This is a genomic window from Mangrovimonas sp. TPBH4 (assembly GCF_001280505.1).
Taxonomy (GTDB): Bacteria; Bacteroidota; Bacteroidia; order Flavobacteriales; family Flavobacteriaceae; genus Mangrovimonas_A.
In genome coordinates, this window is the sequence record NZ_LBIO01000065.1 from 93,618 (window position 1) to 114,650 (window position 21,033).

Sequence of the window (21,033 nt, forward strand, 5' to 3'; positions counted from 1 at the left end):
CATGAAGACCATTGATAAAATTCCAACATCAAAAATTGAAAGGGCTTCCAAATTGGTTGCCACGGGAGCCAAAGTTGGTGTAAACTATCTAAAATATTACGGTGATAAGCTCACCAAAACAGAACAGGAAGCCAAATCTAGGTTGAACCAAAACAATGCCGAAGACATCTATGACAGTTTAAAGCAACTTAAAGGCAGTGCCCTGAAGGTTGCTCAAATGTTGAGCATGGAAAAAAGTATCCTGCCGCAGGCCTATGTTGAGAAGTTTTCATTGGCACAATTTTCTGTGCCGCCGCTCTCCCCTGCCTTGGTAACGAAAACTTTTAAAACCTATTTTAAAAAATCACCTCACGAGATCTATGATAAGTTCAACCCAAATTCGGTAAACGCTGCCAGTATTGGTCAAGTACACCTAGCCGAAAAAGATGGTAAAAAACTGGCTGTTAAGATTCAATATCCTGGAGTGGCGGAAAGTATTCAATCAGATTTGGCCATGGTGAAACCGATTGCCATTAAAATGTTCAACATCAAAGGAAAGGACTCAGACAAATATTTCAAGGAAGTGGAGGGCAAATTGATAGAAGAAACCAACTATATCCTTGAATTGCAACAAAGCAAGGAAGTGGCCAAAGCCTGCCAGAATATTCCAAACCTTCAGTTTCCTCAATATTACGAAGCACTTTCTTCAGAACGCATCATCACCATGGATTATATGGAAGGTGAACACCTTTCGGAATTCATTTCAGGAAACAGCAATCAAGAATTGGCAAACACCCTTGGGCAAGCCCTTTGGGACTTTTATATGTTTCAAATCCACAAACTAAAAAAGGTGCATGCCGATCCTCACCCCGGAAACTTCTTGGTTTCCAAAACCGGAGAATTAATTGCTTTGGATTTTGGATGCATGAAAACCATTCCTGAAGATTTTTACAACCCCTATTTTGAATTGGCAGATCCCAACATATTGAATAATTCTGTAAGCTTTAAGGCAAAAATGTTGGAACTGGAAATATTACGCCCAGAAGATTCGAAAGAAGAAACGGAATTTTTCACAGCCATGTTCCATGACATTCTGCAATTGTTTACACAGCCCTTACAAACAGAAACCTTCGATTTTTCCGATGCCAACTTCTTTGGAAAAATTGCCAATCTTGGAGAGTCCTATGCCAAAAACACCGATTTGCGAAAAATGAATGGCAACCGAGGCTCCCAACATTTTATCTACATTAACAGAACCTTTTTTGGGCTTTATAGTTTGATGTTTGATCTGAAAGCAAAAAATGTGAAGATCTCCAATTTTGAAACACTAAAACACCCATGAAAATTCTGCTAACCGGTGTAACGGGCTATATAGGCAAACGTTTAATGCCAATCCTTTTGGAACAGGGGCATCAATTGGTTTGTGCTGTAAGGGATCGCTATCGTGTAGATGAACATTACTTGGAGGATCCCAACATAGAGGTTGTAGAAGTAGACTTCCTTAAACCAGAGACTTTATCAAATATTCCAAATAACATTGAAGCCGCTTATTATTTAATCCATTCCATGTCTAATTCTTCAAGTGATTTTGAAGAACTGGAAGCCCAATGTGCCATAAATTTCAAAAGTCGTATAGAAAGCACTCAAGTTAAACAAGTTATTTTTTTAGGCGGTATTTCAAACGATGAAAACCTTTCAAAACATTTGCGTTCCAGAAAACAGGTAGCAGATCTTCTGAAGTCAAATAAATACGCTACGACTATTTTTAAGGCTGGAATTATTGTAGGTTCCGGAAGCTCCTCCTTTGAGATCATTAGGGATTTGGTGGAAAAACTACCGGTTATGGTAGCCCCAAAATGGCTGCATACCAAAACGCAACCACTTGCCATTCGGGATGTGCTGGCTTACCTGTCCAAAGGTCTTGGGAACACACAGTTATACAATAAAACCTATGACATTTTCGGTCCAGAAATCATGACCTACAAAGAGATGTTGCTCCAGTTTGCTGAAGTGAGAAAGCTAAAACGGTATATTTTAACCGTTCCGGTAATGACTCCAAAATTGTCTTCCTATTGGTTGTATTTTGTCACTTCCACCTCTTACACACTTGCCTGTAATTTGGTGGACAGCATGGGCGTGCCAATTATAGGGAAACCCAGCAACATCAACACGCTTTTAAATATTCACCCGATTACCTACAAAGAAGCGGTGACACTGGCATTTGAAAAGATTGAACAAAACAGCATTCTCTCCAGTTGGAAAGATTCATTTATAAGCAGTGGCGAGCTAAAAAGCAATTCACATAAATATATCAACGTTCCAAAATTTGGCTGCTTTAAAGATTATAAGGAGCGTAAAGTGTATAACATCCCACTAACGTTGTCTAGAATTTGGGCTATTGGAGGTGAAACAGGCTGGTATTATGGAAGTTTTCTATGGAATATCAGAGGCTATCTAGATAAACTGGCGGGAGGTATCGGTCTTCGTAGAGGGCGTACCAACCCCGACGAACTTCATACTGGCGATGCCTTGGATTTTTGGCGCGTGATTTTCGCGGATAAAGATAAAATGAAATTATTGCTCTATGCCGAAATGCGCCTTCCGGGAGAAGCTTGGCTTGAATTCAAAATTGAAAACAATATCCTTAAACAAACGGCCACCTTCAGGCCAAGAGGACTTGCGGGAAGATTGTATTGGTACAGCGTACTCCCCTTTCACTTGTTCATTTTCAATGGGATGATTTCAAAATTAGCCTGTCCTTTTAATGCTAAACCTCAAAACGTGTCTTAAACAATCTTCCTTTGCAAACATATTTTAGAAATAGTAAATTATATCACGATTTAATTATCAATTCTCAAAAAACGGAAAGAAAGGAATTCAAAAGTTTTCCTCTCTCTAACATTACCCGTATTTTATATTTCTAAAAATCAACTATATGACTTTTATAAGACGTTACATTACTCCATTTTTAATTATCCTCCTAGCAATTTTTCTTCCAAAATTCAACCTACCGTTTATTCAAAATTCAGAGAATGTCCATTACGTAATGCGTAAAATTAGTTCCATCTTATTCATCATCGCCATAACATGGACCATTATTGTATTGTTAAGGGTTTTTAAAAAGAACTATCTTGAAAATTACGACCTCAACCAAGAAGACAACCTACAGGCCCGAAAGCTTTATACACAGTTCAACATTTTGGAGCGCATCATCATTTTTGTGATTATCACCATTGCCATAGGCTCTGGATTGATGCTCTTTGAAGGCGTTAGAAAATTTGGGCTAAGTGTCTTTGCTTCGGCGGGTATTGCGGGAATCATCCTTGGGTTTGCTGCCCAGAAAGCCTTGGCCACCATTTTGGCAGGAATGCAAATTGCCATTTCTCAGCCCATACGTTTGGACGATGTATTGGTGGTGGAAGGCGAATGGGGCTGGGTAGAAGAAATTACCCTAACCTTTGTGGTAGTAAGAATTTGGGATAAACGTAGACTGGTGTTGCCAACTACCTATTTTATTGAAAAGCCCTTCCAAAACTGGACTAGAACCACCGCCGAAATCTTAGGAACCGTATTTATCTATACCGATTACAATATCGATTTTGACGCCCTCAGAAAGGAACTTACCCGTCTATTGGAAAACACGCCTTTATGGGATCAAAAGGTAAATGTACTTCAGGTGACGGATTCCAAAGAATTCAGTGTAGAAATACGCGCTCTTATGAGTGCCAAAAACTCTCCTGAAGCTTGGGATTTACGCGTGTACGTTAGAGAAGGCCTGATTAAGTTTATACAACAAAACTTTCCAGATAGCCTGCCTAGAACCCGTGTATCTATTTTAAATGATTTTGATAAGAAGACAGAAATAAAACAATCATGAAAACTGTAATTATTATAGGCGGAAGCAAAGGTATTGGCAATGCCACCCTGAATACTTTGTTGGAAACCCATCAGGTCATCAATATTAGTAGAAGTGCCCCGCAAGTGACACATCAAAACTTAACACACTACACTTGCGACATTTTAACCGATACATTACCCGATATTCAACAGGCAGATGTCTTGGTATATTGCCCAGGAAGCATCAATCTAAAACCCTTTCCTAGATTAACCTTGGATGATTTTAGGGAGGATTTTGAGATAAACGTTTTAGGAGCTGTAAAATCCATACAGCAGTACCTTCCTATTTTAAAAAACAGCCAAGCTCCTTCTATTTTGTTGTTTAGTACCGTAGCTTCCAAATTGGGGATGCCCTTTCATTCCAGTATTGCCGCAGCAAAATCAGGAGTTGAAGGTTTGGTGAAATCCCTTGGAGCCGAACTTGCCCCTAGTATCAGAATCAATGCCATTGCCCCAACTGTTACCAATACGGAATTAGCCTCTAAACTATTGCGAAATGACAAAATGATTGCCAATATTGTTGAAAGGCATCCCCTTAAAAAATTCTTAAATCCACAAGAAGTTGCCGATTTAGCCGTATTTTTATTATCAGAGAAATCTGCTTCAATTTCTGGCCAAATCTTCCAAATGGACTGTGGTATCACATCCTTTAAAATTTAAAATTCATGCGAACCTTAATACTCATAGTAACTATGTTTTCAATGTTTAAAACATCTTCCCAAACAGCACCAAAACAGTCTATTTACGACATCAAAATAAACAGCATCGACAATACGCCAATTGACCTATCTGATTACAAAGGCAAAAAAATCCTATTTGTTAATGTCGCTTCCGAATGTGGGTTTACACCTCAATATGAAGAGTTGGAAGAACTCTATGAAACCTACAAAGACCAATTGATGATCATCGGACTTCCATGTAACCAATTTGGAGGTCAGGAACCAGGTAACGCTGATGAAATCAAAACATTTTGTGAAAGAAATTACGGTGTGACTTTTTTGATCACCGAAAAGATTGATGTGAAGGGAGACCAGCAACATCCGCTGTACCAATGGCTCACTGACAAAGACATTAACGGTGTTTCAAGTTCTGGTGTGAAATGGAATTTCCAAAAATATCTGGTGGATGAAAATGGACACTTAGTAGACTATTACTATTCTATCACCAAACCACTTAGCAAGAAAATCACAAAACACCTACAATGAAACTATTCAAACTCATTCTTGTTTTTTTGATTATCAATTTTGGAGCCTTGGCCCTGGGAACCTGGTTTATGGACAACGGTCCACATTCCAATTGGTACCTTAACCTCAATAAAGCGCCTTGGACTCCCCCCGGATGGGCTTTTGGAGCGGCTTGGTTTACCATCATGCTCTGTTTTTCCATATACATGGCCTATTTGGTTCGGGATTTGGGTTCTAAGTATATCTGGACGCTTTTTACAGTTCAGTTTATTTTGAATGTATCCTGGAATTATGTGTTTTTCAAACAACATCTCGTGCTTCCAGCCTTGTTCATCATCATCCTTTTAACCTTGGTCGTAATCTATTTCTTTTTCAAATACCGCATTGAAAATGTTCGGGAAATGCGACTCCTACTGCTACCCTACATTGTTTGGTTGGTTGTGGCCTCGTCCTTGAATGCTTATATTTTGCTTTACAATTAATGCAGATTTATACCTTACATAGAATTCAGAATCTGCCAATTTCCGTAGAAGAGGCATGGCAGTTCCTTTCCAATCCCAAAAACTTAAAGACTATCACACCAGATTATATGGGCTTCCATATTATTTCCGGTGCCGAAAAATCCATGTTTCCGGGCCAAATTGTGCAGTATTGGGTCTCTCCTATTTTGGGCATAAAAACCAAATGGGTTACAGAAATTACGCATGTTGTGACCCATAAATATTTTGTGGACGAACAACGGTTTGGTCCTTATGCGCTTTGGCACCATAAACATTTTATAAAACCCATTGAAGGAGGCGTACAAATGGAGGATGTCATTGATTATAAATTGCCTTTTGGCATTTTGGGTCAAATGGTACACCCGTTTTTAGTGCGACCAAAATTGGAAGAAATCTTTCAATACAGATATGAAAAATTAGAAGCCATCTTTGGCAAATATTCCTCATGAAACAAACCATCAATATATTCTGGTTCCGAAGAGACCTGAGGCTAAATGATAACATTGGGCTGTATCATTCTCTAAAAGGAGATTATCCTGTATTGCCTATTTTTATTTTCGACACTTCTATTTTAGAGGAACTCCCCAAGAATGATGCTCGTGTCACATTTATATATCAAACCATTCAAGACCTTAAGAAGACACTTGAAACAAATTACGGCAGTTTGTTAGCCACTTATCATAAAACGCCTTTAGAAGCTTTTAAACAACTTACTCAAGATTTTCATATCAATGCTGTATACACCAACCACGATTATGAACCTTATGCGAAACAACGGGACAAAGAGATAGAACAATTCCTGTCTTCAAAAGATATCATATTCAACACGTTTAAAGACCAAGTTATTTTTGAAAAGAATGAGATTGTAAAACAGGATGGCACACCCTATGTGGTCTATACGCCTTATATGAAAGCATGGAAAGCCCGCTTCAAAAATCTATCCCTTGAGGAAACAACACCCGAGGCCAATTTCGATAATCTATATAAGCATACTCCAACCAAAAATTTTACTCTGGAAGATTTAGGGTTTGAAGTCTCTTCACAAGAAATTGCGCCTTACAAGCTGTCTTCAGAAAGGATCCTAAACTATGAAGCCACCCGAAATTATCCTGGCAAGGACAGCACTTCACGTTTAGGGCCGCATTTACGTTTTGGCACCGTGAGTATTCGAGACATTGCAAAACAAGCTGCCGCCGAATTGAATGAAGTATTTTTACAAGAACTGATTTGGAGAGAGTTTTTTATGCAGATTCTTTGGCATTTTCCACGTACGGCCACTCAAAGTTTCAAGCCTAAATACGACAATATTGTGTGGAGAAACAATGAAGAAGAATTTAAAAAGTGGTGTGATGGCAATACGGGCTATCCCCTAGTGGATGCAGGTATGCGACAATTGAACGCCTCCGGTTATATGCATAACAGGGTGCGTATGTTGGTTGGAAGTTTTTTGTGTAAACATCTTTTGATAGATTGGCGATGGGGAGAGGCCTATTTTGCTGAAAAACTTCATGACTATGAAATGGCCAGCAATATTGGCAATTGGCAATGGGTCGCTGGCTGTGGTGTAGATGCCGCCCCTTATTTTAGGATTTTCAATCCCACTACACAAATTGAAAAATTTGACAAGGACCTTAAATATATTTCCAAATGGGTGCCAGATTTTCAAGAACTCACCTATCCACAGCCCATGGTGGATCACAAAGAGGCCAGAGAGCGTTGTTTGAGTAGGTACAAGGAAGCATTGAGTTAATCTAATAGTTTTGAATTAATTTGAACCAAAGTACCATTATTTAGACAAAGAACTTATTATCTTCAAAATAACAACTCAACCGCAAAAGGCTTAATTATAGTGATTTACGTATAAACACGTATTTTATTCTTAGTGTTTATGTAGTAATTTTAAATCGCCAAATAAATTCCAAACTCTCCAATTTTAATTTTTCTAAAAATTATTTTTTGAACTAAACCTATATATAAATCGACATTATTATGAATTCGTTTAGAAAGAATCAAGCATGGATAAAGCGAAATGAAGCTAATCTATTAGCTAATCAAAGGCCAACCATTCGACACAAAAGCAATGGAGACGAACTAAAATTTAGAGACAAAAACACAGGTAAACCTTCTTACCTTGTGAGTTACACAAAAGGGTTGCCACACGACTTTGACACCGGTTTAATAATAGATCCGGATCATTTTACAAGTTTTGTGAGAGCTATTGATACTGGAAATTACAGAGATTTTAGAGAAACACCTCTCGGTCCTTATAAATTTATAACAAAACATAAATATTTAACCAATACAGATGAAGAATCTATTAAAGAGGAAAAAATTGAATGGGAATCTGAAATTGCAAAATTTAATGAAGTAGGATTACGTGCTTGGGAAAGTAAGAGTGCAGGAATCGCATTCGCCCTTGAAGGTCCAGATGCACAAGCCGTAACAATGCCTCCTGCTCCGATATTAGGTAGTGCTGAACTAACGGGTGAAATTGCTGAAGTTTATGTACAAGCCTTATTACGTGATGTTCCGTTCACAGCCTTTAGTTCTGGTTTAATAGAATTACAATATTTAGGCATAAATACTTGTAATACCATTCCCAAAAATGGTATTGTAAATAAGCCCTATTTAGACGACCTCTGTGCTGAAAAACCTGATGTTGAAAAAGTATTAAAGTACACAGAAAAACTAAAAGAATTAAATTGGTTTTCAAACAAAGAGTTAAAATTAAATCATATAGAAAAAATAAGACGCTGTAACAGACAATGTCCGAGTCCATCTACAGCATTTCGAGGTATTACAAAAGGTGATGATGTTGGGCCATACTTATCTCAATTTCTTTTAATAGGAAACAATGGTATTAGCGAAGACTTAAAAATTGAAGAAGGAAAAATAAAATACGGGGCTATCACTATAGAACAAAAAGTAAGGACTGCAAGTCCTATTAATTATATGACAAAATGGGAACAATGGTTTGATGTTCAAAATGCAGCCAATGTAGCAAATTTAGAGAGCTATGAAACTGCTCCAGATAAAAGTAGACGATTTATTTATACCCCCAGAGATTTAGCCACCTACGTTCATTTTGATGCTCTTTATGAAGCCTATTTGAATGCTTGTTTGATATTACTAGGAAGAAACACTCCATTCGATCCTGGAATTCCATTTCAGCAAGATAACAAAATAGATCACCAGCAAGGTTTTGCCCATTTTGGTGGCCCTCATATTCTAACCTTAGTTACCGAAGTAGCCACCAGAGCCTTAAAAGCAGTAAGATTTCAAAAATACGCAATACATAGAAGATGTCGCCCCGAAGTATTAGCGGCAAGAATAACTAAAGCAGACATATTAAATGAAGAAGAGTTATCCAAAATGAAAAATGAGATTGGAACTGGAGCAGGCAGTATCCTAGAAAGCATTAGTACAAGTAATGGTTCTCTTTATGAATCCAAAACAGATCCTGATGTAAATTATCTACTTCCTATGCCCTTCACAGAAGGCTCTCCTATGCATCCCGCATATGGTGCAGGTCATGCAACAGTGGCAGGAGCTTGTGTCACCGTTTTAAAAGCCTTTTTCGATTGTAATGTTTTATTTAAAGCAGATGGTCAACATTCGGATAAGGCCTATGTTTCTGTGGAAGAAGGCACTAAATTAAAAACAGTTCCTGTATTCGATAAAGAAGGAAAATCTGCTCATTTAACCGTTGAAGGAGAACTAAATAAGCTTGCATCTAATATTTCAATTGGAAGAAATTGGGCAGGAGTCCATTATTTTACAGATTATTATGAATCTATTCTTTTAGGAGAACAAATTGCCATCGGTATTTTAGAAGAACAAAAACTTTTGTTTAATGAGAATTTCTCGATGAGCATACCGTTGTTTGGGGGAGAAACTATAAGAATATAAATTAAAAACGACCTTTAAAAGTAGTTTATACTTCCTAAAGGTCGTTATAATAAATAAAATAGTTCTTAAACTACACGCTCAATCCTCGCGCCGATAGCTCTTAAACGTTCATCGATGTTTTCATAACCTCTATCAATCTGTTCGATATTGTGGATTGTAGATGTTCCTTTGGCAGATAATGCCGCTATCAATAGGGACACCCCTGCTCTAATATCTGGAGACGTCATGGTTGTGGCCTTTAAGGTCGATTTAAAATCATGCCCGATTACAGTAGCTCTATGAGGATCGCAAAGAATGATCTTAGCTCCCATGTCTATTAATTTATCCACGAAGAACAAACGGCTTTCAAACATTTTTTGGTGAATCAAAACACTTCCCCGTGCTTGGGTAGCCACTACCAAAATAATACTCAATAAATCTGGTGTAAACCCTGGCCAAGGTGCATCAGACACCGTTAAGATTGACCCATCAATATAGTTTTGGATTTCATAACCATCTTCATGTTTTGGAATATGGATATCGTCGCCTTGACGCTCTACGGTAATTCCCAATTTGCGGAACACATTAGGGATCAACCCCAAATCATCCCAACTTACATTGGTGATGGTCAATTCACTTTTGGTCATGGCTGCCAAACCTATCCAACTTCCTATTTCAATCATATCCGGAAGCATTCTATGCTCTGTACCTCCCAATTGATCTACTCCTTCAATAGTCAACATGTTGGAGCCTACTCCTGTGATTTTTGCCCCCATCCTATTCAACATCTTGCAAAGTTGTTGCAAATAAGGTTCACAGGCGGCATTATAGATGGTAGTTGTGCCTTCTGCCAAAACCGCTGCCATAACAATATTGGCTGTACCGGTTACGGATGCTTCATCCAAAAGCATGTAGGTTCCTTTTAACTTTTCAGCTTCAACCCCATAAAAATGGTCTTCACGGTTATAACGGAATTTAGCTCCCAAACTGATAAACCCTTCAAAGTGGGTGTCCAATCTACGGCGACCAATCTTGTCTCCCCCTGGTTTCGGAATATATCCTTTTCCAAATCGGGCCAATAGTGGTCCTACAATCATGATAGATCCTCTTAAGCCTTTTCCGTCTTCCTTAAACTCGGCGGACTCCAAATAAGCCATATTGACCTCATCGGCCTTGAATGTAAAGGATCCACTTCCTATTTTGTTGATCTTAACTCCTAGCTTCTTCAACAAAGCGATAAGTTTGTTGACGTCAACAATATCCGGAATGTTATGTATGGTGATTTCTTCTGCAGTAAGCAATACTGCACATAGAATTTGTAAAGCTTCGTTTTTCGCTCCTTGAGGCTGAATTTTTCCTTTTAATTGGTGGCCTCCTTCAATTACAAATGTACTCATTAAACTTAGTAGCGTTTTCTGTTTCGGTTGGAATTACTATTACTCTTTTTGTGATGTGATTTTTTGCCTCCGGAAGAAAATTTCTTTTTACTCCGCATTAAACTGCTAGAGTCTGATAAATCTTCATCTCTCTCCCTTAGGTTAATTTTACCTCCAGACAGCTCATAAAGATGGCCAAAAATAACATCATCTTCCACGGTATCCTTATTCCAATTTAGGAAACACTTCTTCATGTGATTGGCAATGGTATAAATAAGCGCCTCCTTAAGGTCACCGTCTTCCCAAGTATTCGCTACATCTATCATGGTCTTGATATTGTTGCCATAAAATCTATATTTAGGATGGTTCTGTGGGTATTGCAGAGGCTCTGGACGCGACTGCAGTTCTTCCCTTGAGGGCTTTTCATAAGGCGAGTCTACATCAAGATCGAAATTGGCCATGATGAACAACTGATCCCAAAGTTTATGCTGAAAGTCCGGCACATCCCTTAAATGGGGCTGTAAATTACCCATCACCGAAATAATGGCCTTGGCCACTTTATTACGTTCTTCCTTTTCTGGGATAGCTTTTGCGTAATTAATCATTTTTTGCAGGTGCCTTCCGTATTCAGGAATGATTAAATGCTCACGCTCTGTATTATATTCTAAATCGTCTATCAAAATAAATTATTGAGGTATTTACAATAGTGCTCGTAGTTGCTTGCACTCTTGCGCAAAATACAAAAAAATTGATTAGTCCACGAAAATAAACAAGGGGAAATTTCCCCAGCTGCAATTCACGGGGCTGCAATTGCCAATTCCACTCAATTTTAACTCGCTTGGCAGGCTTTGAGGACCTTATTTTCTAAAGACTGATAACCCCCTCAACCTTGGCGGCAACCTCCTTGTACTTTGCAATTACCGCATCCGGGTCTTCCATGTTTACATTTACAGAAACACTGGTATATTTCCCATTTTTAGACTCGGTTGTAGTAATTACCGCCCCCATATTGTTAAATAAGGTTTCAATAGTCTTTATCTTTGAAGCATCGCTAGGCACGATAAATTTGTAAAGGTAAATAGAAGGCCATGTGGCCGTATCATATAATTGAGACCTTAATTTCTTGTAGAATTCTTCTGGGTTACCTTGTATGCTCATCATCAATTTTTAATAAGCAAATATACGGTTTCCTTTGTATTAATCACAGTCTATTTAACATCTTGATGGAATAGATCAAGCAGATTTACCTAAGCGCTAAAGCCACTTTGTTACAGCTCCATCCCAGTGAATTTAGGCCCATAATTGGTAATCATTATTTAAATTCCGAATTTTACAGCATAAAATCCGTGCATTGAACACTAAAAGAATTGTAATAACAGGAGGTCCCGGTACCGGAAAATCGTCCATTATAGGCGAGCTCAAAAGACGTGGCTACAACTGTTTTGATGAAATTTCACGTCAGGTGACCTTGGAAGCCCGCAAAAAAGGCATTGAGCAATTGTTTTTGACCGAGCCCCTAAAGTTTAGTGAAATGCTATTGGAAGGCCGTAGGAGGCAGTTTACCGAGGCTTTGCAGCAAGAGCATAACACCGTATTTTATGACCGTGGGATCCCTGATGTATTGGCCTATATGGATTACATTGGCGATCAATATCCTGTTTCTTTTGTTGACATGTGTGAAAGACATACCTACAATCATGTGTTTGTGTTAGCCCCTTGGCAAGAGATCTTCCAAAGCGATAGTGAACGTTATGAAAATTTTGAGCAGGCTGTCAACATCCACAAACATTTGGTTACTACCTATGCTAGATATGGGTATGAGTTGCAAGATGTTCCATTTGGCTCCGTCTCCACCCGCACCGATTTTATCTTAGGGTTATTAAATCTTTAGACCATGCACCCTATTCAAGTTTTAGAACGGTATTTTAACCACACATCCTTTAGACCACTTCAGGAAGAAATTATTAATGCCGTACTTGAAAATGAAGACACCTTTGCGCTTTTGCCAACCGGGGGTGGTAAATCGGTGTGTTTTCAAATTCCTGCCATTATAAAAAAGGGAATTTGTATTGTGGTGTCCCCTTTGGTGGCTCTTATGAAAGACCAGGTAAACAACCTTAATGAGAAAGGTATTAAGGCCATGGCCATCACCAGCGGTATAAGTGCAGAGCGTTTGGACACCCTTTTGGACAATTGCATTTATGGGAATTATAAATTCCTGTACCTCTCTCCAGAACGTCTTCAGCAAAGTTTGGTTCAGGACAGAATCCAACAAATGAATGTCAATCTTATTGCAGTGGATGAAGCACATTGTATTTCGCAATGGGGAAACGACTTTAGGCCGGCCTATAAAAACATCAGTGTTTTAAGGCGACTACACCCCACGGTGAACATGATTGCCCTTACAGCCACGGCAAAACCCGATGTGGTAGAGGATATCATGAAGGAGTTGGACTTTATTTCACCTAAAGTGTTCCGAGCATCGTTTTACAGGCTCAACATTGCCTATATTGTGGTTGAGGCCGAAGACAAGCTTTACAAACTTGAACAAATCCTAAAGAAACATCAAGGCGCCTCTATTATTTACGCTAGAAATAGAAAGGCAACAATAGAAATAAGTCAATACTTATCACAAAAGGGCTTTGCAAGTACATTTTTTCACGGTGGTCTTACCAGCGATGAAAAGCAGGAACGCCTGTATGCTTGGACTCACAACCGAACCCCCATTATGGTGGCTACAACAGCCTTTGGTATGGGGATTGACAAACCCGATGTAAAAACGGTAATTCACATTAACTTGCCCGAAAGTTTGGAAAGCTATTACCAAGAAGCGGGAAGAGCGGGAAGAGACGGAAAGAAAGCTATTGCGGTCGTCTTAAAAAGTAAAGCTGACGAGCAACAACTCCACAACCAATTTTTAAAGACATTGCCGAGCATGGACTTTATCAAATTGGTCTACAGAAAGCTATGTAATTATTTTCAAGTGTCTTATGGAGAAGGCGTAAACAACGTGTATCAATTCAACTTTATAGACTTCTGTAAAGCCTATGAATTCAACACAACCTTAGCCTATAATGCATTGCAGCTATTGGACCGAAATAGTGTAATTTTTCTATCGCAGCAATTTAATCAACAAACCAAGGTTCAGTTTATAATAAGTAACCAAGCACTTTTTCATTACCTGGATACTCATGGCGACTTGGCAATTATTGTAAAATCCATCCTTAGAACCTATGGAGGTATCTTTGAACATTTACTAAAAATTAATACGAAACTGGTTGCCAACAAAGCCAGTTTGCCTGAAGCAACTATTATCGGAGCTCTGCAACAATTGGAAAGAGATGAGATTATCACCTTTCAACATTCCAATACAGACTCCGAACTGACTTTTATACAACCTCGTGAAGATGATAAAACTATCAATAGGATTTCAAAAATCATCTTGCAACAACATAAATTACGACAAGACCAGATAACTTCAGTCATCGCCTACACCAATAACAATACTATTTGCAAAAGCGTACAATTACTCCAGTACTTTGGAGAGGACGATGTAAAGGACTGTGGCATTTGTTCGGTATGTATTTCAAAAGAAAAACAAAAGAACCAAAACAGTACAGACGTAAAGGTTATCAAAAATGCCATTGTTACAGCGTTAGAAGACCAAGCGTTATCATCAAGGGAATTAGCCAATAAGCTTCCTTATGAAGAACAAGAGCTTTTAAGAGTTTTAAAACTCATGTTAGAACACCATATTATTAAAATTACCCCCACAAACACCTATAAATTAACACACACATGAAAAATTCCCTTCGCATAGTATTTATGGGCACACCCGATTTTGCGGTTGCCAACCTTGACGCCCTAGTTACTAAGGGTTATAATATTGTGGGCGTTATCACGGCTCCAGACAAACCAGCGGGTCGCGGTAGAAAGCTCAACCAATCAGCCGTAAAGACCTATGCCCTTTCCAAAGGTTTGAACGTGTTGCAGCCAACAAACTTAAAATCGGAAGCATTTGTTGAAGAATTAAAATCACTTGAGGCTGACCTACAAATTGTGGTTGCCTTTAGAATGCTGCCAAAAGTGGTCTGGGACATGCCAAAATATGGCACTTTCAACCTTCACGCCTCCTTGTTACCAGATTACAGAGGTGCCGCACCAATACATTGGGCCATTATTAATGGAGAAACCAAAACAGGCGTGACTACATTCTTTATAGATGAAAAGATTGATACCGGGGCTGTGATTCTTCAAAAGGAAACAGCTATCGCTCCTGACGAAACTGTAGGGATGTTACATGATCGCCTGATGCATATGGGAAGTGAACTTATTATAGAAACTGTTGATCTTATCGCTGCAGGAAATGTGACTACTACTATTCAACCCCAAAATGATGATTTAAAAACCGCTTATAAACTAAACAAGGACAATTGTAAAATAGATTGGAATCTACCTTTGGACACCATTTACAATAAAATTAGAGGCTTGAATCCATTTCCATCGGCTTGGTGCTATTTGGAAAATAATGAAGAAACCTTGGCCGTTAAGATTTTTGGGATTGATAAAGAAAAAATCGCCCATAACAACACTGTTGGTGCCATTGAAGTTCAAAAAGACCATTTAAAGGTGTCGGTTCAAGATGGTTACCTACTTATTAAAGAAATTCAGCTGCCCGGAAAGCGAAAAATGGATGTAAAATCACTTTTAAACGGATTTCAATTTTCTGAGGGGGCAAAACTGCTCTAAACCCTTGCTATTACTGAAAAAATTGAAAACATCGATGAAATGCACGCCCTTTATTAACAAATCGTTAAAGTTATCAACAAATATTTGCATTTCCCTTGCTATTACTTGCATGAATGGATTATCCGTATAAATTTGTAGGAGGATTTAACATTTACGTTTAACCCAACTATTTATTTAATAATTAAAAATTTAAATTTATGAACAAAACAGATTTAATCAATGGAATGGCAGAAAACGCTGGAATTTCTAAGGCAGCTGCCAAAAAAGCATTAGATTCATTATTAATTGACATCGAAGGAGCTTTACAAAAAGGAAATAGAGTTTCTTTGGTAGGATTTGGTACTTGGTCTGTATCTAAAAGATCAGCAAGAGAAGGAAGAAATCCACAAACTGGTAAAACAATCCAAATCAAAGCTAAAAACGTAGTTAAGTTTAAAGCTGGATCTGATTTATCAAGCGCTATTAACTAAAAATCAAAAGAGCTAAAAAAATTCTTTTAGTCCTTTTATAACTTATACTTTAAAAACTCACTTTTCAAGTGAGTTTTTTTTTACGGTAAAGTGGTTAGTTGTGGAATTTGTTGGTTTTTAAAAAAATAAGTTTTAGATTTATGATAAATCATACTGCTATGATTACACTTCAACCAAAAAAAGGTCACTTGTTAGTGGCCGAACCATCTATTATTGGAGATATGTCTTTCAATAGGTCTGTGATTTTATTAGCCGACCACACTGATCAAGGCTCCATTGGCTTTATTTTGAACAAGCCACTTCCGTACACACTGGGTGACCTCATTACAGAAACCGATGCAAACATTAAGGTGTTTAACGGTGGCCCTGTAGAACAGGACAACCTGTACTTTATCCATAAGGTCCCGGAATTGATTCCGGACAGTATAGAAATATCGTATGGGATTTATTGGGGAGGCAACTTTGAAACTGTCTTAAAGCTTTTGAACAGTGGGCAGCTAAAAGATTCGGACATTAGGTTTTTCCTCGGCTATTCTGGCTGGGAGCCTAGCCAATTGGATAGAGAGCTACACTCCAGTTCTTGGGTGGTTTCGGAGAACATTTATAAAAATGAGCTTATCAAAAAAAGCGGAGACAGTTTTTGGAAAGAAAAGATGATAGAGTTTGGAGGCGAGTACTGCATTTGGTCCAACGCCCCCGAAAATCCAAGCTATAATTAAGATAGCCTAATTTTTACGTTCAACTTTTCAACCAAAAGATTCGCTATAGTATTGCCAAAGCTTTTCTTTCTGTACTTTGTTATAGGCTGAATACCTATGATAACATTGGTAATGAATAGTTCGTCTGCCTTTTGAAGCTCGAAGGGAGAAATGGACGCTTCTGAGAACTCGTAGTCTCCCATATTTAAAAGCAATTCTATAATTTGCTTTCGCATTACGCCTTTTAAACAGCCATCTTGTAATGGTGGTGATTTAATTTTATCGCCTTTCACCAAAAACAAATTCCCGTTAAGGGCTTCCACTACTTGTTTTTCGGTATTCAACAAAAGGCAATTTTGCAATTGATTTTCTTGAGCGTATACACTCCCCAAAACATTAATGATTTTGTTATTGGTTTTAAGCGTACTCAACAAACCTGGAGCCACAAAATAATCTTTAAACAAATCCACTTCATAGTTGTTTCCTGAATCAATGCTATAAAAAGGAGTGTCCAATGGCTCCGCAATTACATTATAATTAATGGCTTTATGCAACGGAGCATATTTCCCCCCTTCTCCCCTATCAACAGTAAATCTTACTCTGGCAGTTTGACTGGATAGCTTATTTGCCTCCACTGTTTTTAGGATTTCTTCCTGAAGGAATTCCATAGTAAACTCCATAGGAATTTCCATTCGCAAAATACGCATGGAAGCCATCAACCTAAAATAATGATCTTCTAAAAATAGAATTTTACCATGTACTACCTTAAAGGTCTCAAAAAGAGCATCTCCAAATTGGTATCCTCTATTTTTAATGGATAGGTTAAACTGAGTATCTTCCTGAAGTGTTCCGTTTAAATTGATCATAAAAAAAGTCCCGATTAAAAATCGGGACAAATATATAACTTATATTACTGTTAGTCTAGGCCGAGCCCAAAACATGTTTTAAATCTGAAATTTGGTTCTCCCAAAGCATTTTGGCTTCATCCATTTCATCTTCTTCAATAAAATCGGTGATGATCAATGATACATCTTTAGTAATCTCATCTACCTGTATTTTAATTTCAAAAAAATAGGAGGCATCGTCTGCATCATCATTGAGCCATCTAAATTTTATACGCTCTCCACTTTTCTTACTTAGCATTTTTGCTTTCTCCTCACTATCATCCCAAATAAAAGTAAAGATCTCCCCTCTCGAGTTCACATTGTCTGCAAACCATTCGGATAGCCCCGAAGGTGTGGATATATATTGGTATAACAATTGAGGCGAGGCGTGGATAGGAAATTCTATTTCTAACTTAATTTTTTCTTCCATATATAAACATTATTATCACGCTCAATATATACATTAATTGGATAGTTTAAAACAAAAATTAAAAAAATAATTTAATACGTTTTTGCTTGTGGAAACTAATTTTGTTTTTATATTTGCACCCGCGAAAGCAAAACAAGAATGGCGAGGTAGCTCAGTTGGTTAGAGCGTTGGATTCATAACCCAGAGGTCCCGAGTTCAAATCTCGGTCTCGCTACAAGGAGAAATCCCCCATAAACAAACGGTTTAGTTCACTCTAAACCGTTTTTTTTATGTCCACATTAAATGAAATCCTTACATTTGAACACGAAAGTGAACACAATTTCGCACACGATTTAGAACACAATTTGGCACACAAAACCAATTTTTCCACCCCAAAAATCTACGATGCAAAAGGCGACCTCAAGAAAAGATGGTATGTCTATTTTTCGTATCGAAATCCAGAAACGGGCAAACTCCAAAGAATGAAAAACATTTATGGAACTGCCCATCTCTACAAGACCAAGGAAGACCGACTTGCGGTACTATCAAAATACAGGATAAGACTTTTAAAACTTTTAAGACAGGGCTACAATCCTTATGCAGATAACACGGCATTATTTCAGTCGAAAAATCCAGGCATAAAAGTTCTAAATGCTCCTGCTCCACCAAAACCAGTTGAAGAAATACAGCCAGTGGCTCAGCCCATCCTTCCTGAAACCACTCCAAAATTGGAAAAGGAAGTAAAGACTGAGATAATTCCACAACCTATAATTGAACCTAAAGTAGAAGTTCCTAATGTTCATATTGAAGCTCCAAATGAAACCATTGAGGAAGAAGAAAAGGTAATGACCGTAAAGGAAGCCCTTAATTTCGGAATGGAACTAAAAGGTAAGATTGTAAAACCTGCCACCTTACAGGGTTACTCCTACTCTGTCAATATTTTCATCAATTGGATTGAGGAGAACCGTCCAAAAATCAAAACCATTGATCAGGTCAACAAAAAAGTAGCTATGGACTTTTTGAACCATATCCTTTTAACGTCCAGTTCGAGAAACCGAAACAATTACAGGTTAAATCTTAGCAGTATCATGCAACTTTTGGAAGACAACGATATCATCGTTTCCAATCCGATGAAGAGAATTCCTGTGATGAAAACCAAGCCCAACAGGAACAAGACCTATACAAAGGAAAAGCAGGAAGCAATTTTTGAGTATTTGGAGAAATACGATCCTATATTATTATTGTACATAAAATTTGTATCCTATAACTTTTTAAGGCCTATTGAGGTAAATCGATTGAAGATTAAGGACATCAACCTAAAGAGTAAAACACTCCAATTTGAAGCAAAAAATAAAGTCTTCAAGACCAAGTTGATTCCTGAGATTTTGATTGCTGATCTCCCAGACCTATCAAACATGGATCCAGAACACTATTTGTTCACTCCCGATGCCATTGGGGCTGAATGGGATGCTTCGGAAACCAACAGAAGAGATAATTTCTCAAAACGTTTTAAGGCTGTTAAAAGACATTTTGGATTGGACAGTAATTATGGCCTCTACAGTTTTAGGCATACATTCATTACACAACTCTACAGGGCGCTTGTTAAGGATTCCACTCCTTTTGCTGCAAAAAGTGCCTTGATGGAGATCACGGGACATACGACCATGGATGCTTTGGAAAAATATTTAAGGGATATTGATGCATCCCTACCTAATGACTATTCACACTTGTTACAAAAGGCAAATGACCAATAGCATTTTTGAAACCATACGGAACAATATTACCAGGCTATATATTTATTATGTCCCTGAAATCCTTTATGATTTCATCCAGGATTCTATATACAGGGACATTCTACCTAAGGAAGACGTCAATACAGTCGTCTATATGGACAGAGACAGGAAGACCATATTTGACCCAACACGATTTCAAAAATATGCCCTGCTTGAAAAGAGTTCCATATTTGAGGAAAACATCTTCGCTCTTTTGGATGCCAAGGAAACGCTAAGTAATGCCCAATTTGAACATTTATTAAAAAAATACTGGGAACATTTGGATTCCTATACAATGCTATCACAATGGATGCACGATAACATTCATGAGTGCATTCATTTGCCCAGTGAATCCATTGTAGAACTTTTTGCAATCCAAAAACAACTTTTTGAGAACCATCGAAACCTTGTTATTGAAAAATATGGGAATCCCGTATCAAATGAACGCATAAGACTGTTCAAAGAGCGAATGGAAAAACAAATGGCCTCTCCTAATTTTAAGGTGACCGTACCAAATTTACAGGCTCCAACACCTCCTGTTAAGAAGAATCCAAAACCTCGAAAAAAGAAAACGGAATTGATCACGGACGAAGAAGTCGATAAGATGTTGTTGGAAACCGTCTTTAACGTGATCTATCAATAATGACTACAATTGTTATCATGATTACCAACACAAAAATGACTACAAATATAGTCAGAATCAACAGTTCAAACTGAAAAAACAAAAATTATACGTCAAACGAACGTTCATTTAACGCTTAATTCATTGGAAACAGAATTTTACATCTGCCACTATTGCCATAAGGAATACACCCCAAAAAGAAGACGCGCCCAAAAGTTTTGCAGTGATTCTTGTCGCTCAAAGGCCCATCATGCGAAGCAATCAAAACCTACAACTGAGATCATTGTAACCGAACCAAAAGAGAAGAAAAAGCAGACAGTAGAATCCATGAGTATTGCGGGAGTTGGAAATGCTGCAACTGGTGCAGCTATTGTCGAACTCATAAAAAGCTTCCTAACTCCCGAGCTTAAAAAAAACGTTACAAAAGAAGATTTAAACACATTGGTAACACGTATCAAAGGAAGGTACCACCCAATTAAAAATCACCCTTCCCTACCCGATGGCAAAAAACCGTTTTACGATATGGAAACGCAAGAGATTGTTTATATAGTTCCTTCTCCTTGGATGAAACATTAATTTTTTGGCCAGTAATATTAAGACCTTAT

General features: G+C 38.0%; 22 protein-coding genes and 1 tRNA gene. 18 read left to right on the plus strand and 5 right to left on the minus strand.

The features are described from left to right. Window position 1: 1 nt before the first annotated feature. The 9 genes from ZA05_RS17055 (at window position 2) to ZA05_RS17095 (ending at window position 9,469) form a co-directional block, all read left to right on the plus strand. Window positions 2-1,321 (plus strand): AarF/ABC1/UbiB kinase family protein, encoded by a 1,320-nt coding sequence (locus ZA05_RS17055; RefSeq protein ID WP_053992891.1) that lies wholly within the window; start codon window positions 2-4, stop codon window positions 1,319-1,321. Further along, a complete protein-coding gene (locus ZA05_RS17060) occupies window positions 1,318-2,769 on the plus strand; it encodes an SDR family oxidoreductase (RefSeq protein ID WP_053992892.1) in 1,452 nt (483 codons plus the stop codon). Before ZA05_RS17055 ends, ZA05_RS17060 begins: the two co-directional genes overlap by 4 nt. A gap of 145 nt (window positions 2,770-2,914) precedes the next feature. Continuing rightward, a complete protein-coding gene (locus ZA05_RS17065) occupies window positions 2,915-3,856 on the plus strand; it encodes a mechanosensitive ion channel family protein (protein WP_053992893.1) in 942 nt (313 codons plus the stop codon). After that, a complete protein-coding gene (locus ZA05_RS17070) occupies window positions 3,853-4,536 on the plus strand; it encodes an SDR family NAD(P)-dependent oxidoreductase (protein ID WP_053992894.1) in 684 nt (227 codons plus the stop codon). The genes ZA05_RS17065 and ZA05_RS17070 overlap by 4 nt, the downstream gene beginning before the upstream one ends. 32 nt (window positions 4,537-4,568) lie before the next feature. Further along, window positions 4,569-5,081, plus strand: coding sequence for a glutathione peroxidase (locus tag ZA05_RS17075; RefSeq protein ID WP_053992895.1), 513 nt, complete (start codon window positions 4,569-4,571; stop codon window positions 5,079-5,081). Beyond that, window positions 5,078-5,542 carry a TspO/MBR family protein gene (locus ZA05_RS17080; RefSeq protein ID WP_053992896.1) on the plus strand — a complete coding sequence of 155 codons (465 nt, stop codon included), beginning with the start codon at window positions 5,078-5,080 and terminating at the stop codon, window positions 5,540-5,542. The genes ZA05_RS17075 and ZA05_RS17080 overlap by 4 nt, the downstream gene beginning before the upstream one ends. After that, window positions 5,542-6,009: an SRPBCC family protein gene (locus ZA05_RS17085; protein ID WP_053992897.1), complete on the plus strand. Its 468-nt coding sequence runs from the start codon at window positions 5,542-5,544 to the stop codon at window positions 6,007-6,009. Before ZA05_RS17080 ends, ZA05_RS17085 begins: the two co-directional genes overlap by 1 nt. Further along, complete coding sequence (locus ZA05_RS17090) at window positions 6,006-7,310, plus strand: deoxyribodipyrimidine photo-lyase (RefSeq protein ID WP_053992898.1); 1,305 nt, start codon at window positions 6,006-6,008, stop codon at window positions 7,308-7,310. The genes ZA05_RS17085 and ZA05_RS17090 overlap by 4 nt, the downstream gene beginning before the upstream one ends. 239 nt (window positions 7,311-7,549) lie before the next feature. Further along, the gene (locus tag ZA05_RS17095; protein WP_053992899.1) at window positions 7,550-9,469 is read left to right on the plus strand and encodes a vanadium-dependent haloperoxidase; all 1,920 of its coding nucleotides are present in this window, start codon (window positions 7,550-7,552) and stop codon (window positions 9,467-9,469) included. Window positions 9,470-9,534: 65 nt separating this feature from the next. Here ZA05_RS17095 and murA read toward each other — a convergent pair whose 3' ends face one another. The 3 genes from murA to ZA05_RS17110 all read right to left on the minus strand — a co-directional run bounded on the left by murA (window position 9,535) and on the right by ZA05_RS17110 (window position 11,982). After that, window positions 9,535-10,845, minus strand: coding sequence for a UDP-N-acetylglucosamine 1-carboxyvinyltransferase (murA, locus tag ZA05_RS17100; RefSeq protein ID WP_053992900.1), 1,311 nt, complete (start codon window positions 10,843-10,845; stop codon window positions 9,535-9,537). A gap of 5 nt (window positions 10,846-10,850) precedes the next feature. Then, entirely contained in the window at window positions 10,851-11,504 is a 654-nt protein-coding gene (locus tag ZA05_RS17105) for a DUF4290 domain-containing protein (protein WP_053992901.1), read from the minus strand. 184 nt (window positions 11,505-11,688) lie between these two features. Continuing rightward, entirely contained in the window at window positions 11,689-11,982 is a 294-nt protein-coding gene (locus ZA05_RS17110; protein WP_053992902.1) for a DUF493 family protein, read from the minus strand. A 193-nt stretch (window positions 11,983-12,175) separates the two neighbouring features. On the opposite strand from ZA05_RS17110, the gene ZA05_RS17115 reads away from it, so the two are divergent. The 5 genes from ZA05_RS17115 to ZA05_RS17135 all read left to right on the plus strand — a co-directional run bounded on the left by ZA05_RS17115 (window position 12,176) and on the right by ZA05_RS17135 (window position 16,762). Continuing rightward, window positions 12,176-12,715 carry an AAA family ATPase gene (locus tag ZA05_RS17115; protein ID WP_053992903.1) on the plus strand — a complete coding sequence of 180 codons (540 nt, stop codon included), beginning with the start codon at window positions 12,176-12,178 and terminating at the stop codon, window positions 12,713-12,715. Between the two features lie 3 nt (window positions 12,716-12,718). Beyond that, window positions 12,719-14,626, plus strand: coding sequence for an ATP-dependent DNA helicase RecQ (locus tag ZA05_RS17120; RefSeq protein ID WP_053992904.1), 1,908 nt, complete (start codon window positions 12,719-12,721; stop codon window positions 14,624-14,626). Further along, window positions 14,623-15,573, plus strand: a complete 951-nt coding sequence (gene fmt, locus ZA05_RS17125; protein ID WP_053992905.1) for a methionyl-tRNA formyltransferase — start codon at window positions 14,623-14,625, stop codon at window positions 15,571-15,573. The genes ZA05_RS17120 and fmt overlap by 4 nt, the downstream gene beginning before the upstream one ends. Window positions 15,574-15,770: 197 nt before the next feature. Beyond that, window positions 15,771-16,043 carry an HU family DNA-binding protein gene (locus ZA05_RS17130; protein ID WP_053992906.1) on the plus strand — a complete coding sequence of 91 codons (273 nt, stop codon included), beginning with the start codon at window positions 15,771-15,773 and terminating at the stop codon, window positions 16,041-16,043. Window positions 16,044-16,201: 158 nt separating this feature from the next. Continuing rightward, complete coding sequence (locus tag ZA05_RS17135) at window positions 16,202-16,762, plus strand: YqgE/AlgH family protein (RefSeq protein WP_053992928.1); 561 nt, start codon at window positions 16,202-16,204, stop codon at window positions 16,760-16,762. Here ZA05_RS17135 and ZA05_RS17140 read toward each other — a convergent pair. Beyond that, window positions 16,759-17,607, minus strand: coding sequence for an aminotransferase class IV (locus ZA05_RS17140; RefSeq protein WP_053992907.1), 849 nt, complete (start codon window positions 17,605-17,607; stop codon window positions 16,759-16,761). The two genes, ZA05_RS17135 and ZA05_RS17140, sit on opposite strands and share 4 nt — an antisense overlap. 55 nt (window positions 17,608-17,662) lie before the next feature. Continuing rightward, window positions 17,663-18,055 (minus strand): START-like domain-containing protein, encoded by a 393-nt coding sequence (locus tag ZA05_RS17145; protein ID WP_053992908.1) that lies wholly within the window; start codon window positions 18,053-18,055, stop codon window positions 17,663-17,665. A gap of 140 nt (window positions 18,056-18,195) precedes the next feature. Between ZA05_RS17145 and ZA05_RS17150 the strand changes: the two genes are divergently transcribed. The 4 genes from ZA05_RS17150 to ZA05_RS17165 all read left to right on the plus strand — a co-directional run bounded on the left by ZA05_RS17150 (window position 18,196) and on the right by ZA05_RS17165 (window position 21,004). After that, window positions 18,196-18,269: transfer RNA gene (locus ZA05_RS17150), tRNA-Met, on the plus strand. A gap of 55 nt (window positions 18,270-18,324) precedes the next feature. Beyond that, window positions 18,325-19,788: a tyrosine-type recombinase/integrase gene (locus ZA05_RS17155; RefSeq protein ID WP_053992909.1), complete on the plus strand. Its 1,464-nt coding sequence runs from the start codon at window positions 18,325-18,327 to the stop codon at window positions 19,786-19,788. Next, window positions 19,778-20,449 carry a hypothetical protein gene (locus tag ZA05_RS17160; RefSeq protein ID WP_053992910.1) on the plus strand — a complete coding sequence of 224 codons (672 nt, stop codon included), beginning with the start codon at window positions 19,778-19,780 and terminating at the stop codon, window positions 20,447-20,449. The genes ZA05_RS17155 and ZA05_RS17160 overlap by 11 nt, the downstream gene beginning before the upstream one ends. A 123-nt stretch (window positions 20,450-20,572) precedes the next feature. Then, window positions 20,573-21,004: a hypothetical protein gene (locus ZA05_RS17165; protein ID WP_053992911.1), complete on the plus strand. Its 432-nt coding sequence runs from the start codon at window positions 20,573-20,575 to the stop codon at window positions 21,002-21,004. Window positions 21,005-21,033: the final 29 nt, after the last annotated feature.

Coding starts and splice junctions, on each gene's coding strand:
- ZA05_RS17075 (WP_053992895.1), top strand. CDS start 4,569: ATGTTTTCAATGTTTAAAACATCTTCCCAAACAGCACCAAAACAGTCT.
- fmt (WP_053992905.1), top strand. CDS start 14,623: ATGAAAAATTCCCTTCGCATAGTATTTATGGGCACACCCGATTTTGCG.
- ZA05_RS17145 (WP_053992908.1), bottom strand. CDS start 18,055: ATGGAAGAAAAAATTAAGTTAGAAATAGAATTTCCTATCCACGCCTCG.
- ZA05_RS17120 (WP_053992904.1), top strand. CDS start 12,719: ATGCACCCTATTCAAGTTTTAGAACGGTATTTTAACCACACATCCTTT.
- ZA05_RS17130 (WP_053992906.1), top strand. CDS start 15,771: ATGAACAAAACAGATTTAATCAATGGAATGGCAGAAAACGCTGGAATT.
- ZA05_RS17110 (WP_053992902.1), bottom strand. CDS start 11,982: ATGAGCATACAAGGTAACCCAGAAGAATTCTACAAGAAATTAAGGTCT.
- murA (WP_053992900.1), bottom strand. CDS start 10,845: ATGAGTACATTTGTAATTGAAGGAGGCCACCAATTAAAAGGAAAAATT.
- ZA05_RS17155 (WP_053992909.1), top strand. CDS start 18,325: ATGTCCACATTAAATGAAATCCTTACATTTGAACACGAAAGTGAACAC.
- ZA05_RS17140 (WP_053992907.1), bottom strand. CDS start 17,607: ATGATCAATTTAAACGGAACACTTCAGGAAGATACTCAGTTTAACCTA.
- ZA05_RS17095 (WP_053992899.1), top strand. CDS start 7,550: ATGAATTCGTTTAGAAAGAATCAAGCATGGATAAAGCGAAATGAAGCT.
- ZA05_RS17160 (WP_053992910.1), top strand. CDS start 19,778: ATGACCAATAGCATTTTTGAAACCATACGGAACAATATTACCAGGCTA.
- ZA05_RS17070 (WP_053992894.1), top strand. CDS start 3,853: ATGAAAACTGTAATTATTATAGGCGGAAGCAAAGGTATTGGCAATGCC.
- ZA05_RS17055 (WP_053992891.1), top strand. CDS start 2: ATGAAGACCATTGATAAAATTCCAACATCAAAAATTGAAAGGGCTTCC.
- ZA05_RS17065 (WP_053992893.1), top strand. CDS start 2,915: ATGACTTTTATAAGACGTTACATTACTCCATTTTTAATTATCCTCCTA.
- ZA05_RS17085 (WP_053992897.1), top strand. CDS start 5,542: ATGCAGATTTATACCTTACATAGAATTCAGAATCTGCCAATTTCCGTA.
- ZA05_RS17080 (WP_053992896.1), top strand. CDS start 5,078: ATGAAACTATTCAAACTCATTCTTGTTTTTTTGATTATCAATTTTGGA.
- ZA05_RS17090 (WP_053992898.1), top strand. CDS start 6,006: ATGAAACAAACCATCAATATATTCTGGTTCCGAAGAGACCTGAGGCTA.
- ZA05_RS17060 (WP_053992892.1), top strand. CDS start 1,318: ATGAAAATTCTGCTAACCGGTGTAACGGGCTATATAGGCAAACGTTTA.
- ZA05_RS17135 (WP_053992928.1), top strand. CDS start 16,202: ATGATTACACTTCAACCAAAAAAAGGTCACTTGTTAGTGGCCGAACCA.